The organism is Leisingera sp. ANG-S5, from assembly GCF_000813925.1.
GTDB lineage: Bacteria > Pseudomonadota > Alphaproteobacteria > Rhodobacterales > Rhodobacteraceae > Leisingera.
Genome location: NZ_JWLH01000005.1, coordinates 512936 through 527783 on the forward strand (window position 1 = coordinate 512936; position 14848 = coordinate 527783).

Sequence of the window (14848 nt, forward strand, 5' to 3'; positions counted from 1 at the left end):
CGAAATTCGGAGTGGACCTATGATCGGGATTGTAGGCATTGTGGTGATCTTTGCCATGGTGTTCGGCGGATACCTTCTGGCCGGCGGCAAGATGGCGATCATTCTGAAGTCGCTGCCGTTTGAGATGATGATGATTGGCGGTGCCGCGGTCGGGGCGTTCCTGATTGCCAATGACATGGGCGGCGTCAAACACACTCTCAAGGACATCGGCAAGGTGTTCAAAGGCCCCAAATGGAAGCCGGATGACTACCGCGACCTGCTGTGCCTGCTGTTTGCTCTGATCCGTATCGCCCGGGCAAATCCGGTTGAAGTGGAACAGCATATCGAGGATCCGGAGAATTCCTCAGTCTTCAACAAGTACCCCAAGATCCTGGCCGACAAGGAGGCCGTGAACCTGATCTGCGACACAATGCGTTCGGCCTCGATGAATTACGACGATCCGCATCAGGTCGAAGAGGTGCTGGAAAAGCGGATGGAAGCAAATCTGCATCATGCGCTGCACTCAAGCCACGCCTTGCAAACTATGGCTGACGGCCTGCCGGCGCTTGGAATTGTTGCGGCGGTTTTGGGTGTGATCAAGACCATGGGGTCAATTGACCAGCCGCCCGAGGTGCTGGGTAAGCTGATCGGCGGTGCTCTGGTTGGCACGTTCCTTGGGGTTTTCCTGTCTTACGGCCTTGTTGCCCCTTTCGCAGGTAAAGTGAAGGCCGTGGTCGAGGAAGACTCACACTTTTATCAGCTGATCCGAGAGGTTCTGGTTGCCAATCTTCACAACCACGCAGCGGCGATCTGCATCGAGGTCGGCCGTCAGAATACGCCCTCGCATTTCCGGCCCGGCTTCTCGGAACTTGAAGAAGCTCTCAAATCGGTGAAACAGGACGCAGCATGATCTGGCGAGCATTTGCCATTGCAGCCGTTCTTCTGACGGCAGGCACTGCCCAAGCGCAAACAATCGTAACCCGCTCAGGCGAGCACAAGGGGTTCACGCGCCTGGTGATGCGGCTGCCGAACGGCGCGGACTGGTCGCTGACGCAAAGCGGCATGACGGCCACGGTGAATATTGATGCTCCAGAGGCTGTTTTTGACACCTCTCGAGTGTTCAATCTTATTCCCCGCACAAGATTGCAATCTTTAGCTCAAAATGGTCCAGGCAAGCCACTGCGGTTGCAGTTGGGTTGCGATTGCTCTGTTACGTCATACGTTCAAAAAGACGGTTATCTGGTGGTAGATATCCGCGACGGCGGCAAACCGGCGCGAACGCCGCAGTTTCGTTCTGCCGCAGGTGTTTTGCCGCTCACCACTCCGGCACCGCAGTCCGGCTACCGGTTTGGGTTTACCCAATCGGCTGCTGCGGATGCACGTCTGGCGCTGGAACTGGCGGCGGCGGTAGCCAGGAAACAGGACGGAGTACAATTGGCTCCGCCGCAAAATGGATCTGCTCCGGAAGTTTCGGGGTCGGCCTCTACCACTGCACTGGCGCCCGGTGCCGGGCAAATGGATGTGGAACTGCCTTTGTACGGCGGTCAAGCACCCGTAGAAAAAGCAGATGCAGAATCAGATGCCGTAGTTGAGGCTGAAACGGTTCCTGCCGGTCTCCCCGAAACCGCCTTGCTGCTGGACATGGAGGAGTCGGAACGCGCCGCTGTTGTGGGCAAATCCGAACAACGCTTGTTGCAACAGATTGGCCGGGCGGCCAATCAAGGTCTGCTGACAGTAGCGGTAGATGAGCTTTCGGTTGCGGTCACGTCTTCCGGGCTAGACCCGCTCAGCGGTGCTGACCGGCCGCTCAATCCGCTTGACCACATTTCCGTAACCTCGGCAATTGACCGAGAAACCGGACTGATCGCAGCTCTGTCTGATGCCAGCAACGAGGCGTCACACTGCCTCAAGAATCAGGATGTTGCCATCCAGACTTGGGGTAATGAAAGTCCCTTTGCGGACCAACTCTCGCCGTTGCGCAGTGCTCTTGTCCAGGAATTCGATGATGTAAATCCGGCAAGCGTTCATGCACTTGCCAGGCTCTATCTGTTTTTCAGCTTCGGGGCCGAGGCCCGTTTGATCATGACCATCCTGCCCCCTGAACAGCAGGAAAGTCCTGAAGTGTCTGTACTGAACACCATGGCGAAGCTGATGGATGGCATCGCGTTGCCGGTCAATCATGTGTTTTCCGGCCATCAGGGTTGTGAAGGGGACAGCGCCTTGTGGGGGGCTTTGGCTGACGGCGCGGTCAAGAAAAGCGCCAATACCGACGCCATTCAGCAAGCGTTCTCCAAACTGCCGATCCATCTTCGTGTGCATCTGGGGCCGCGGCTCAGCAAGATGTTTGCCGAAGCTGGGAACCACCACATCGCTGAAGCAGTGCTGCGGGCGGTTGACCGGACAGGTGTTGAAGAGGTTCCGGAGATCAATCTGGCTGAAGCGGCGATTGCAGAGCTGGAAGGCGACAGCGAGAAGATGGCTGAGGAACTGACCAGCGAAGTGGCCGAGAGGACAGGCAACGCCCCGGAAGCTCTCATTGACTTGGTGGCGCTGAGCGTAAAGGAGCGGAAAGCTCTTTCACCCGATGTACCGGACCTGATCGCCTCTTATGAGCTCGAACACCGCGAAACGGAGCTTGGTGCGGAACTGCGCCGCTCTCTGGTATCCTCCCTGGCATTGATGGGGCAGTTCCACGAAGCGTTCCAGGAACTGCAAGGGGTGACCGAGAGGGACGGGCCAAATGCGCGCGCAGCGGCGCTAGAGCCGTTGATGCTGTTGCTGGCTGAACGTGCGGATGATGTGACATTCCTGCAGTACTCTCTGGTTTTTGCTAAGCAGGCAACACCAGCTGAGGCTGCGCCAGTGGCTGCTCAGGTGTCACGCCGGCTTCTTGATCTTGGCTTTGCGCAACAGGCACAGGAGCTTCTTACGAAGCTTGCTCTGGAGCCGGAAAATGAAACCCGCCGCCTGCTGATGGCGGAGGCCGCATTGGTGCTGGAAAAACCGCATCGGGCGCTTGTTGAACTGATGGGGTTGGAAGGGTCGGCCGCCAATCATATGCGGGCTCAAGCCTTGTGGCGGAACGGTGAATACGGCCGAGCCGGTGAGTACCTGCTGGCCGAAGAGGAAGCCGACGCGGCTGCCCGCGGTTTCTGGCATTCAGAAAACCTGAGCGCCATTGAAACCATCGAAGAAGAATCTGCTGTGCCGTTTGGGGCCGTTGCATCTGTCACAACACAGATCGGAGAGACTGCACAGGATCCTGTCGGTTTGACGCCGCTGGCTCACGCTAGGGCACTGGTAGAAAGCAGCGAAGGCACGCGCGGGGGCATTGCGGACCTGCTGGACCAAGTCGGTACAGGTCTGGAGAAACCAACTGACAATCAGTGATCTGAGCAGATTTGATGGATTTCGGCGGCCGTCTCACCCAGGGGCGGCCGCTGACAATTCTGCTAACACTTTGTCAACTGGTGGCCGGTAACGTCACAAGCGGGTGAATCCTGACTTGGAACGGGCAGAATGCCAGACAACAAAAATATTAGTTGCCCGCATGGGCCGATTCCGCGCGCAGCAGGCGCAGCCACCGGCTTAGCGTGCACGCATGTGCAAACTCTCTACACAGCAATTCTGCAGAACTCCTGGTTGGCTGCCTGGGCTGTATTTGCCGCTCGCCTATTGCCGCAGTCAGCCAACAGCATTTTTCCTGTGCTTGTGCTGAGAGCGTTTCTGGGAGGTTTTGACGATACGCCGTCCGTCCGGCCGGCCAGAACGCGAAACCACGCCTTCACCCGATCCAGTAGGACAAAATTGCGGGGCGTGACCATTGCCTAAATTGACTACAGAACAACTTTTCAGCCCAACGGTCCTCCTGGCGCTGGCGCTGATGGCGATCATTGTGATGATGATCCTCCCTATGCCGGCCTGGGTGCTGGACGTGGGTCTGGCGGCATCCTTTGCACTGGCAATTTTGATTTTCACCATCACACTGTTCATCGAGCGGCCTTTGGATTTTTCTTCGTTTCCGACGATCCTGCTGGCTTCTCTGATGCTTCGGTTGTCGTTGAATGTGTCTTCAACCAAGCTGATCATTGGCCAGGGGCACTCGGGGACTGATGCGGCAGGCAACGTTATCGAAGGCTTCGCACAGTTTGTCATGGGCGGAAGTGTTTTCCTCGGTCTTGTGGTGTTTGGCGTATTGCTGATCGTTAACTTCATGGTGATCACCAAGGGTGCGGCGCGGATGGCCGAAGTGGGCGCCCGCTTTGCTCTGGACGGGATGCCGGGTAAGCAATTGGCGATTGATGCTGACATGTCGGCGGGGGCAATCGACCACCAGACTGCCAAGGAGCGCCGAGAGCGCGATCAGCAGGAAACCACGTTCTTCGGCTCGCTGGACGGTGCCTCGAAGTTCGTCAAGGGTGATGCAGTTGCCGGTCTGCTGATCACTCTGCTGAACCTTGTGATGGGGTTGATCATGGGCGTTCTGGTCCATGGCATGCCGGTCGGCAGCGCGTTTGAGACTTACGCCATTCTGACCGTGGGCGACGGTTTGGTGTCGCAGATCCCGTCAGTGATCATCTCCATCGCCGCTGCCCTTCTGTTGGCTCGCGGCGGCACAACCGGCGCCACCGACATCGCACTTTTCGATCAGTTCGGCCGCCACCCAGCCGCGCTGACCACTGTTGCGGTTTTGATGGTTCTGTTTGCACTGGTTCCCGGTTTGCCGTTTCTGCCTTTCGTGACAGGCGGTGGCGTATTGGGTTTCATCGCGTTCCGAATGGCCAAGAAAAAGATGAATGATGCCGAGGCTGAGATCGAGGAGAAGATCGAAGAAGCCTCTGATCCTGCGGCATCGCGGCCGCTCGGTGATATTCTGGACCTGGACGACCTTCACCTGGAGTTCTCGCCTGATCTTGTGAGCATGGTTTTGGATGCAGGCACTGGGCTGGACGCACGGATCGCCAATATGCGGTCCCATATCGCCACAACTTTTGGCCTTATCCTTCCAGAAATCCGGCTTACGGATCAGCATGAACTGGAAAGGGGCACATATGTGATCAAAGTTCAGGGTGTTGAACAGGTGCGCGGCACGCTGCATCCAGACATGGTTCTGGCACTGATGCCAGACAACCACGAAGCACTGCCGCCCGGAACTGACGTGACTGAGCCGGTTTACGGCGCGCCGGCCCGTTGGATCTCTTCTAAGTCGCAGGAACAGGCGGCGCTGGCCGGCGCCACAGTTGTCACCCCGCCGGAAATCCTGGCCACTCATCTGCTGGAGATTATCAAGCAGAACTTCTCCCGCCTGTTGACGCTCAAGTCACTGCGCCGCCTGCTCGACGAGATGACGCAGTTGTCCGATGGCTTCCGGGCAGAGGCGAACCGCAAACTTCTGGATGCTCTGGTGCCGGAAAAGGTGCCGATGGATACACTGCATGCGGTGCTGCGGCTGCTGCTTGAGGAGCGGGTTTCGATCCGCAATATGCCGTTGATCCTTGAATCGATTGCCGAGGCGCGGATGCACACCACACAGCCGGAACTGATCTGCGAGCATGTGCGCCAGCGTCTGGGGTTCCAGCTGGTTGCAGAAATGAAGCGCGAGGACGGCACCATTCCATTGATCCAGCTGGCGCCGGAGTGGGAAGACAAGTTTTCGACTTACCAAGTGGACGCGCAGGGTGCGGGGCTGGATATCGCCTTGCCGCCTGACTTGTTCAACCTGCTTGCCGATGGGCTGAGCGACAAGCTGGGCTCAATCACCGATCAGGGGATTTTTGCTGCGGTTGTGACTTCTACACGCCGCCGCAGGTACCTGAAGACGATTCTGAAATCGCGTGGAATCACCAACCCAGTTCTGTCGTTCGAGGAAATCGGTCTCGAGGCGCGGCCGGCTTTGGTTGGGATGGTCCAGGCATGAACATGAACTTTCTGCCACCAGAGCTGGTACTGCTGCTGGGGGCAGGATTCTGGCATGCTGCCATAGTCTTCCTGCGGGTTTCTGCTATGGTTTCGGTATTGCCTGCGATGGGGGAACTTTATGTTCCCACCCGCGTGAAACTGGCGATCGCGGTTGCCTTTACATTTGTGGTTGCCCCGGCATTGCCGCCCTTTCCCGAACCGGATGGGGTCATGGGATATACCCGGTTTGCGGTAACCGAAGCGATCATCGGCCTGGCTCTTGGCATCGGCGCTCGGATTTTTGTTCTGGCCCTGCAAACCGCTGGGACTATGGCGGCGCAAAGTACCTCCTTGTCGCAGGTTTTGGGAGGAATCGGAGCTGAACCGATGCCGGCGCTTGGGGCTGTTCTAATGATCTCCGGCGTGACCCTGGCAGTGATGCTGGGACTGCATGTCCGGGTGGCAGAGTTGCTGATCGGATCCTACCGGATGTTTCCCGCCGGCCAGTTTCCTGCCGCAGCTGGACTGACGGAATGGGGCGTGTTTCGGGTGTCGGAGAGCTTTTCGATGGCCTTCACGCTGGCAGCTCCGTTCGTCATCACCGCGGTCATCTACAACTTGGCGCTTGGGGTGATTAACCGGGCAATGCCGCAGCTGATGGTCGCCATGGTCGGCGCACCGGTCATCACCTTCTTTGGATTGTTCATCCTGATGGTCGGCAGTCCGATGATTCTGGATGTCTGGTCCCGGGCCTTGATGACTTTTCTGGCAAATCCAGGAGCAGGAATGCCATGAGCGGCCAGGACGACGACTCTGACAAGTCATTCGAGCCGACGGAGCAGAAGCTCCGGAAGGCCCGGGAGAAGGGCGAAGTTGCCAAATCCACCGACCTGTCTGTGGCCGCGGCTTACCTTGGGCTAATCGTAGCATTTTATGCGGCCGGAAGCAGTAGTGTTGAAGGGACCGGTACCGCTCTGATGGCTTTTCTGGACCAGCCCGACAGACTGGCGCCGCTGTTCTTTGATGGCGGGTCCGCGGCGGCACCAGTGGGGGGCTTTGCCAGCAGCGTGCTGCGGCCAATTCTGCCGTGGTTCCTAGTGCCATTTGCTCTTGTTCTTCTGTCGATCGTCGGTCAGCGCGCCTTGGTTTTTGCCCCCAGTAAGCTGGAGCCGAAACTGTCGCGTGTCTCAATTATTTCCAATGCCAAGAACAAATTCGGCAGGTCGGGCCTGTTCGAATTCCTGAAAAGCTTTCTGAAGCTGATGCTCTATTCGATATGCTTGGGTGTCTATTTAAGCCATCGGCTGCCTGACATGATTTCGTCGTCTGGCACCGGGCCGCAATCGGTCGTGCTGATGCTGTCGCAACTGGCGTTGGAGTTTCTGTTCCTTGCACTGGTGATTTCTTTGGCGATCGGAGTTGTGGATGCTGTCTTCCAGCATGCTGAACACCGCCGTAAAAACATGATGTCGCGCAAGGAAATCCAGGACGAAATGAAGGATGCCGAAGGGGATCCCCATATGAAAGGCAAGCGGCGTCAGCGTGGCCAGGAGATCGCGTTGGGCCAGATGATGGCCGAGGTGCCGAATGCGGATGTGGTGATCGTCAACCCAACCCATTACGCAGTTGCCCTGAAATGGAGCAGAGAGCAGGGTGCCGCGCCGGTTTGTATAGCCAAAGGGGTTGATGAAGTTGCCGCAGCAATCCGGCGCGTGGCCAATGAAAATGCCGTCCCGATCCACAGCGACCCGCCAACCGCCCGTGCGTTGCATGCCACAATCGAAATTGGCGACGAAATCCTGGAAGAACACTATGCGCCAGTGGCTGCGGCAATCCGTTTTGCCGAGGAAATGCGTAAGCGCGCCAAAGGAAAAATCACATGAAGCAAAAGATGCTCGACCAAATGGCGGCAGTGACTGCTGCGCAGTACATGCAGGAGCATGCCAAAATCCAGCCGGCACTTGCGCGTGAAGCAGAACTGCGCGGCCAGCTGGCCAAGCTCAATGAACAAGTGCAGGCCACCCGGGAACAAGCAGATGGCGACCACGCTATGAAAGCTATGGGTGCGGATCTTCTTTGGCAGGGTTGGCATACACGCACACGGCGCCAGCTGAACATGGATCTTGCTAAGGCTACAGCGCAAAAACTGCGGATGATGGATCAGTTGCGCAAGGCATTCGGGCGGAAGCATGCTGTTGAAACTATGGCCGCCGCAGAGCGTAAACGCCAAAAGACCGCGCAGAACAAGGCCTTTATGGACAAACTTCTGGAAGGTTGAAGCGTGCGGTTTCGGGCAGACGGAAAAGGCCGGTCCCTATGGACCGGCCTTCGTGCTTAACACGTTCCTGCCTGGTCAGACGTCCTGACGGGATATCTCCATGATCAGCACATCATAAATTCCCTTACCGACATGCTTCTGTGCGGCTTCGCGCAGGGCGGTGCGCAGCGGCTCCAGCACGTCCGAACGGGTGAAGGCGCCACGGAAGCCGCCCATATTCGCATGATCGAACAATACTTGCAGGAAGACATCGCGCAGCTTGGGCTCATAGGCACGCACCTTCTCGCTGGTTCCCTTTGCAGTTTCCAGGCTTAGGGAAATGACCACCAGTGAAGTCAGCTGGTCGCGATCAACAACCGGCACCACGAACTGGTTGTTGATCTTGATGTATTCGCGCAGGTCCTCTTCGCTTTCTTCAGAGGGATCCTCGGCAACCGCTGCGGGGACATGGCTTGGGTCCGTTCCGGACGCGGCGTGGTTTTCCTCAGGTGCTGGCGCCAGCATGATGCCGGCGCCGATGCCGCCCCCGGTTCCCAGGATCAGCAGAATGACTGGCAGGAGTTTCGAAAGCATGGCAATCCTCAGAACGGCAGGACAACATCAAGCAGCTGCTGGCCGTAGCGTGGCTGCTGCACATCGGTGATTTGACCGCGGCCGCCATAGGACACACGGGCAGAAGCGATCTTGTCATACGTAATTTCGTTTTGGCGGCTGATATCCTGAGGCCGGACATAACCCGTAACCAGAAGCTCGCGCAGTTCGAAATTCACGCGCAGTTCCTGGGTGCCGCTGATTGCCAGCACCCCGTTGGGCAGCACGTCGACAACTGTTGCTGCGACCCGCAACTCCAGCTTCTCACTGCGCTTGACAGATCCCTTACCGCCGGAGGCGCTGGAGCTGCCAAGTTCTACTGCGTCAGCCGAGGAGGCGCCTTCCGGCAGTTTCCGGTCAAGCCGTTGCGGCAGACCCAGAAGCTGCGGCATGTTCAGGGTCTCGGAACCCGAGCGCGACCTCTGGGTGTCGTTTGAAATTTCCGCCTCTTCGTCGATTTCGATCACCACCGTCAGGATGTCGCCGCGCTTGATGGCGCGGCGGTCGCCGAGCAGCGACTGCTGAGAGCCGCTCCAAAGCGAGGAGCCATCGACGGTGCGCCGTGTCTGGGTTTGCGTCGGCAGGCCTTGGTAAAGCATAGCAACATGCTCAGGCGATTCATTGGCCGGGGTGAAGGACGGCGCCTTGCCCAGATGATCCATCCGGCCGCAGGCCCCAAGAAGGGCCAGTCCAAAGAGAAGCGGTTTTACGGGGGAGAATTTCTTAGACATCAGTTTACCTCTACGGAGCCGTCGTTGGTGATCCGCCCGGTGACGGTTGTGCGGGAAGAAAGGTTCATGACCCGGAGAGCTTCGCCTGCAGCGCCGCGGCCTAAGGCACGGCCCTCGGCTGCGATGGTCAGACCGCCCTGGCGGAATATCAAAGTCACAAGGTCATTACGTTCGACAATGGCAGGCGGGCCGATATCGCCCGGTCGCATAGGCCTGCCTGCATAAAGCGCCACGCGTGCTTCCATGCCGATCACGTCTGAAGGATCTGATAGCGCGCCAAGAATTTCGCCCTTTTTCAGAGCCAGATCCTCTGCGTTCACGATAGCTTTTGCCCGGATTGTGCGCAGCGGAACCAAGTACTCCGCCCAAGCAGGCGGGGTACAAAGCGCAGCGGCAGTCAGGCAGGCAAGGGCAAGTTTCATCAGCGCACCTGTGTGGTTGCACCCATCATCTGGTCGACAGCCGAGATGACCTTGGCATTCATTTCGTAGCCGCGCTGTGCTTCGATCAGCTCGGTGACTTCACGCACCGCATCAACCGAGCTGGCTTCCAGGTAACCCTGGCGGAAAGTGCCCAGTCCGTCCTCGCCCGCCGTGGAAACCGCCGCATTTCCGGAAGCCTCTGTCTCGGTGAACAGGTTGCTGCCGATTGCCTCAAGCCCTTTGGGATTGGTGAAACTGGCCAGGGACAGCTGGCCCAAAAGCTGGCCTTCGGTGGTTTCGTTGAAATACCCGTAGACTTCGCCCTCGGCATTAATCGAGATGCTGGTGGCGTCGTCGGGGATGGTGATTTCAGGCGAAACCGCAAACCCGTCCGAAGTCACAATCAGCCCTTCTGCCGTGCGTTTCAGCGCGCCATCGCGTGTATAGGCGCTTTGGCCGGACGGCAGGGTCACCTCCAGGTACCCTTTGCCGTCGATGGCGACATCCAGGTCGTTGTTGGTCTGTTGCAGCGCGCCCTGTGCCAGATGCACCGAGACGGCAGCCGCACGCACACCGAGCCCCACCTGGACGCCGGTTGGCAGCACCGTGCCGTCGGAAGCATTCACGGTACCAGCCCGCGAAATCTGCTGATAATGCAGGTCGGCAAATTCGGCGCGCCGTGCGTTGTAGGCGGTGGTGTTCATGTTGGCGAGGTTGTTGGAGATGGTCTCCACCCGCAGCTGCTGGGCGCTCATGCCGGTCGCGGCGATCTTCAGGGCACGCATCTGGATTCTCCTAGGTCTTGATCAAGTTCTTGATGGCGTTGCGGATGCGCTCGTCTTCCGATTGGAGGAAGCTCTGGCCCATTTCATAGGCGCGCTGCACTTCGATCATCCGGGTCACCTCGGATATCGCGTTCACGTTGGAGCCTTCGAGGAAGCCTTGCAGGACTTTTGCGTCCAATGTTTCTTCAATTTCCCCATCGACGCGGAACATTACCCCGTCCTCACGCACCAGCGTGTGGCTCTCCACAGGCTTGAAAAGCCCCAGCTGCCCTAGCAACCGTCCGTTTGCGCTGATGGAGCCATCAGCACCCACTTCAATCTTGCCTGCGTCCGGCGGGACAAAGACTGGCGCGCGGCCAGCATCCAGGACCCGGAAACCATCCATGGTCACAAGATCGCCTGCGGCATTAGGAGAGAATGCACCGGAGCGGGTCAACCGCTCACCCTGGGGTGTTTCGACCATGAAGAAGCCGTCACCCTCAACTGCGAAATCAAAGTTTCCGCCGGTTTCTGTGAGCTGACCCTGCTCCATGGAAGTGTTGAAAATGTTCGCACGCGACATCGACAGTGATTGCTGCCCCTGAGAGGACTTCACGAATTCTGAGAAGATCAGCCCTTCCTGCCGGTAACCTGTTGTCGCTGAGTTGGCGATGTTGTTTGCAATGACACGCATTTCGCGCATCAGCCCCGACTGGCGGGAAAGTGTAGCGTAGCCTGCAGTTTCCATTACGAGCCTCCCGCAATCATCGGAATGACGTGGCCATTAAAAAAGGCCACCAGTGTTTGTGTCATGAAGCCCATGGTCATCCAGAACACGACTATGATTGCTGTCAGCTTGGGCACGAATGTCAGGGTCATCTCCTGCACCGAGGTCAGCGCCTGGAACAGGCCGATGGACAGGCCGACAACCAGGGCGACAACCAGAATCGGAGTCGACATGGTGACAGCCGCCCACATGGCCTGGCGCAGGGTGTCATAGAAGAGGCTCTCGCTCATCATGGCTCAGACCGGCATCCTCAGGATTTCCTGGTAGGCCTCTACAACCTTGTTGCGCACGGTGACGGCGGTCTCGACCGCCAGCTCGGTTTGGGCGAGTGCCTGCACAAGTGCATGCGGGTCAGCCTGAGAGGTCATTGCTTGCACGGAAACCTGCTCGCTGCTCTGAAGGGTTGCTGCGAAGCTCTCGAAGCTTTCTTTCAGACGTGCGCCTGCCCCCGCGCCAGCGGCGTCATGATTGGGGTCGACTTTGGTGGCGGGCCGGGCGGCGGCATAGCCGCTGGCGGCGGAAAGACTGCGAATATCCATTCTGGATCTCCAAAAATTTCAGTTATCGTCTCAAAAGGTCCATCAAGGAGGCCGACATCGAGCGGGTCTGCTCGAACATTTTCAGGTTGGCCTCGTAGCTGCGCTGTGCTTCGCGGGCATCGGCGATCTCGATCATCAGATCGACATTCGAGCCCTCATAATGCCCGCTTTCATCCGCCAGCGGATGGGAGGGGTCATAGACCTCCTCCAGGTCCCGCCGGTCCAGGGTGACCTTGCCGGTGCGCACATGCTCCACGTCCGTTTGCAGCTCGCGCACGGCTTCAAATGGTACGGTTTTGCGGCGGTAGCCCGGGGTGTCGGCGTTGGAAATGTTCTCGGACACGTGCCGCAGCCGCGAAGCCTGGGCCTTGAGGCCGCTGGCAGTGACGGAAAGGGCTCTGGAAAACTCACTCATCGCTTATCCTCCTCAGTTCTTGCCCAGGCTGGTGCGCAAAATGTTCATGGAGGATTTGTAGATCGCCATGGCGCGCTTGTGCTGACGGGCGACCTCCACCCCTTTCAGGAGTTCGGTCTCGACAGAAACCGAATTGTCATTGGGATCGCTGCCGGCATCAGTTGAGGTGACAGCCCAGTCCATGCCGCTGCCAGCGGTGCCATTCAGATGGCTGCCGCGGGACGCGATCATGCTGGCCGGGCGGGCACCGGCAGCGAAGACTTCTTTGAAGGGTTTGATATCCTTGGCGTGGTAACCCGGTGTATCGGCATTGGCGATATTCTGGGAAACCAGAGCCTGGCGTTTGCCGGCATGGGTCGCCATGGAATAGGCGATTTTGAATACGTTCAATTCTGTGAACACCAGGGCTTCTCCCTTGATCGATTTCAATCAAGGCTTAACCCCGATTCCTTTAGAAATTGTTTTCAGGACACCAAGGGAGGCCGCTGCGATGAAAGCAGAGCTGCAAGCACTGACCCGTCAAATTGCCGGAAAACGGCTGGTAACCCAGGTCGGCCGGGTGACAGGGATCTCGGGCGGGGAAATCGAAATCAGCGGGCTGGCCGAGGCGGCGCGAATCGGTGATCGGCTGGTGCTGCGCCGTGGGCCGCAGGACGCGTTGCATGGCGAAGTCCTGAAGATTAATGGTAGCAATATCAGTATGTTGCCTGACCGGTCTCCGGATGGTGCTGCGATCGGGGATCCGGTTTTGCTGCACCCGTCACCGGAGTTTTCCCCCAGCGACCATTGGATCGGCCGCGTTATTGATCCGTTTGGCGAGCCGCTGGATGGCCGCCCAATGCTGCCGGGCAGCACACCGCGCGATCTGATGGCACCGCCCCCCAAGGCTGCAGGCCGCCGGTCCATGGGTGAGCGGCTGGCCACCGGGCAGGCAGTCCTGAACACGATTCTCCCGATTGTGCGCGGGCAGAGGGTTGGTCTTTTTGCCGGCTCCGGGGTCGGGAAGTCTTCGCTTCTGGCAAAACTGGCGCAAAGCATGGAAGCCGATGTGGTGGTAATGGCACTGATTGGCGAGCGCGGGCGAGAGGTGAATCACTTTGTCGAACAGGTGCTGGGGCCTGAGGGCATGCGCCGGGCCGTTGTGGTGGCTGCGACGTCCGACCAGTCCGCACTGGTGCGCCGCCGGTGCGCTTGGGCGGCCATGACGGTGGCGGAACACTTCCGAGATCAAGGCAAAAACGTGCTTTTCCTGGCTGATTCCGTCACCCGTTTTGCTGAGGCGCACCGGGAAATCTCCGCGGCCTCCGGCGAGGCACCTGCGCTGCGCGGATACCCGCCTTCAGTGACACCGCTGATTACCGGGCTCTGCGAACGGGCCGGGCCTGGGGGCGAAGGGCAGGGCGATATTACAGCCGTTTTCAGTGTTCTTGTCGCCGGATCCGATATGGATGAACCGATTGCGGATATTCTACGCGGTGTTCTGGATGGGCACATTGTCCTGAACCGCGAAATCGCCGAACGCGGCCGGTTTCCCGCGATCGACGTTTCACGTTCGGTGTCACGCAGTCTGCCTGCGGCTGCCTCTGCTGATGAAAACGAGGCGATCAAAGATGTGCGAAAATACCTGGGCGCTTATGAGCAGTCAGAGGTGATGATCAGGGCTGGGCTGTACGCCGAAGGCAATGACGCAGTGCTGGATCAGGCAGTAAAATTGTGGCCAGAACTGGATGCGTTCTTCGGACGTGAGGACCCGGAGGGCATTACCAGCAGTTTCAATCGCCTGCTCCTGATGTTGCGCCGGGCCAAGGCTGGGCGTTGAAACCAATTACGAAGATACGATGAGGTGGAATCCGCAAAGGTAGCAAGCTGATGCCTTAGCCGCGCTGTTCTGCCCGTGTTCGGCTGCCTAACAGGGTTGCTTCAGCAAAACTCATTAAGCCGCTTGGCTGTGCGGGGCTCCTTTCTGCAAAAGGGCAGTGCCATCCAGCTAGTCCGCTGCCCGTGGATTAAGGACAAAGGTTTCCGTAAGCAGGAGACATAACCCGCTTTCTGTGAATTGCCGTCTGCGGATCTTCTGGGCAAGGTTGACGAGGACAGGTTGCTGGCCTCAACGAGTATGCAGTCAAGCTGCGGTGCGCCGGTTTGTAAACACCGGAGGTGTCTCTGGAGCATCAATAGATTGCGATTTTGCACTGCTGAAGGAGAATGTTTCCATCATTTCCGGTAAGTTTGGCCGTTGTCGCATGATGACAGTAGGCCGCCGCAGCAGACGGTCACTCGGCTGGCAATCACTTGTTTTCAAGCTGATACTTAACTTCAGGAGTTAAGTTTTGCGCCTTATTCTTATCAAGAAGTCTCTCTTGCGAATGGGATAACTTGCAACCTGGCCACAGCAAGTGTTTCGGCAGAGAAAAGAACTTTCTGAATACTCTGTTTCACGCGGG

The 14848-nt window shown here is 58.2% G+C and carries 16 protein-coding genes; 7 read left to right on the forward strand and 9 right to left on the reverse strand.

Translation table 11 applies throughout. From position 1 onward, the window contains the following. Positions 1 to 19 precede the first annotated feature (19 nt). The 6 genes from motA (at position 20) to RA25_RS10790 (ending at position 8155) form a co-directional block, all read left to right on the forward strand. Entirely contained in the window at positions 20 to 889 is an 870-nt protein-coding gene (gene motA / locus RA25_RS10765; protein ID WP_019295228.1) for a flagellar motor stator protein MotA, read from the forward strand. Continuing rightward, positions 886 to 3369, forward strand: a complete 2484-nt coding sequence (locus tag RA25_RS10770; RefSeq protein WP_193747971.1) for a hypothetical protein — start codon at positions 886 to 888, stop codon at positions 3367 to 3369. Before motA ends, RA25_RS10770 begins: the two co-directional genes overlap by 4 nt. Positions 3370 to 3862: 493 nt before the next feature. Then, positions 3863 to 5896, forward strand: a complete 2034-nt coding sequence (gene flhA / locus RA25_RS10775) for a flagellar biosynthesis protein FlhA (protein WP_446720193.1) — start codon at positions 3863 to 3865, stop codon at positions 5894 to 5896. Beyond that, on the forward strand, positions 5893 to 6672 hold the full coding sequence (locus RA25_RS10780) for a flagellar biosynthetic protein FliR (RefSeq protein ID WP_039172139.1): 780 nt from the start codon (positions 5893 to 5895) through the stop codon (positions 6670 to 6672). Before flhA ends, RA25_RS10780 begins: the two co-directional genes overlap by 4 nt. Beyond that, a complete protein-coding gene (gene flhB, locus RA25_RS10785) occupies positions 6669 to 7760 on the forward strand; it encodes a flagellar type III secretion system protein FlhB (protein WP_039172142.1) in 1092 nt (363 codons plus the stop codon). The genes RA25_RS10780 and flhB overlap by 4 nt, the downstream gene beginning before the upstream one ends. After that, positions 7757 to 8155 (forward strand): hypothetical protein, encoded by a 399-nt coding sequence (locus tag RA25_RS10790; protein WP_019295223.1) that lies wholly within the window; start codon positions 7757 to 7759, stop codon positions 8153 to 8155. The genes flhB and RA25_RS10790 overlap by 4 nt, the downstream gene beginning before the upstream one ends. 75 nt (positions 8156 to 8230) lie before the next feature. Here the strand turns inward: RA25_RS10790 and RA25_RS10795 are convergent, their stop codons facing one another. From RA25_RS10795 to RA25_RS10835, 9 genes are read right to left on the reverse strand one after another with little or no spacing between them, the layout of a single operon-like run. Further along, a complete protein-coding gene (locus RA25_RS10795; RefSeq protein WP_039147646.1) occupies positions 8231 to 8728 on the reverse strand; it encodes a flagellar basal body-associated FliL family protein in 498 nt (165 codons plus the stop codon). A gap of 8 nt (positions 8729 to 8736) precedes the next feature. Then, positions 8737 to 9477 (reverse strand): flagellar basal body L-ring protein FlgH, encoded by a 741-nt coding sequence (gene flgH, locus RA25_RS10800; protein ID WP_019295221.1) that lies wholly within the window; start codon positions 9475 to 9477, stop codon positions 8737 to 8739. After that, positions 9477 to 9899: a flagellar basal body P-ring formation chaperone FlgA gene (gene flgA, locus RA25_RS10805; RefSeq protein ID WP_019295220.1), complete on the reverse strand. Its 423-nt coding sequence runs from the start codon at positions 9897 to 9899 to the stop codon at positions 9477 to 9479. Before flgA ends, flgH begins: the two co-directional genes overlap by 1 nt. Next, positions 9899 to 10684: a flagellar basal-body rod protein FlgG gene (gene flgG, locus RA25_RS10810; protein WP_019295219.1), complete on the reverse strand. Its 786-nt coding sequence runs from the start codon at positions 10682 to 10684 to the stop codon at positions 9899 to 9901. The genes flgA and flgG overlap by 1 nt, the downstream gene beginning before the upstream one ends. Before the next feature lie 10 nt (positions 10685 to 10694). Continuing rightward, positions 10695 to 11411, reverse strand: coding sequence for a flagellar hook-basal body complex protein (locus RA25_RS10815; protein WP_039172145.1), 717 nt, complete (start codon positions 11409 to 11411; stop codon positions 10695 to 10697). After that, positions 11411 to 11683: a flagellar biosynthetic protein FliQ gene (locus tag RA25_RS10820; RefSeq protein WP_019295217.1), complete on the reverse strand. Its 273-nt coding sequence runs from the start codon at positions 11681 to 11683 to the stop codon at positions 11411 to 11413. Before RA25_RS10820 ends, RA25_RS10815 begins: the two co-directional genes overlap by 1 nt. Positions 11684 to 11686: 3 nt before the next feature. Further along, positions 11687 to 11989, reverse strand: coding sequence for a flagellar hook-basal body complex protein FliE (gene fliE, locus RA25_RS10825; protein ID WP_019295216.1), 303 nt, complete (start codon positions 11987 to 11989; stop codon positions 11687 to 11689). A gap of 22 nt (positions 11990 to 12011) precedes the next feature. Beyond that, positions 12012 to 12404, reverse strand: coding sequence for a flagellar basal body rod protein FlgC (gene flgC, locus RA25_RS10830; RefSeq protein WP_019295215.1), 393 nt, complete (start codon positions 12402 to 12404; stop codon positions 12012 to 12014). A gap of 12 nt (positions 12405 to 12416) precedes the next feature. After that, on the reverse strand, positions 12417 to 12806 hold the full coding sequence (locus RA25_RS10835) for a FlgB family protein (protein WP_039147821.1): 390 nt from the start codon (positions 12804 to 12806) through the stop codon (positions 12417 to 12419). Positions 12807 to 12894: 88 nt separating this feature from the next. Here RA25_RS10835 and RA25_RS10840 point away from each other — a divergent pair, with 88 nt between their 5' ends. Next, positions 12895 to 14223 (forward strand): FliI/YscN family ATPase, encoded by a 1329-nt coding sequence (locus RA25_RS10840; RefSeq protein WP_039172148.1) that lies wholly within the window; start codon positions 12895 to 12897, stop codon positions 14221 to 14223. The last annotated feature ends 625 nt before the right edge of the window (positions 14224 to 14848 follow it).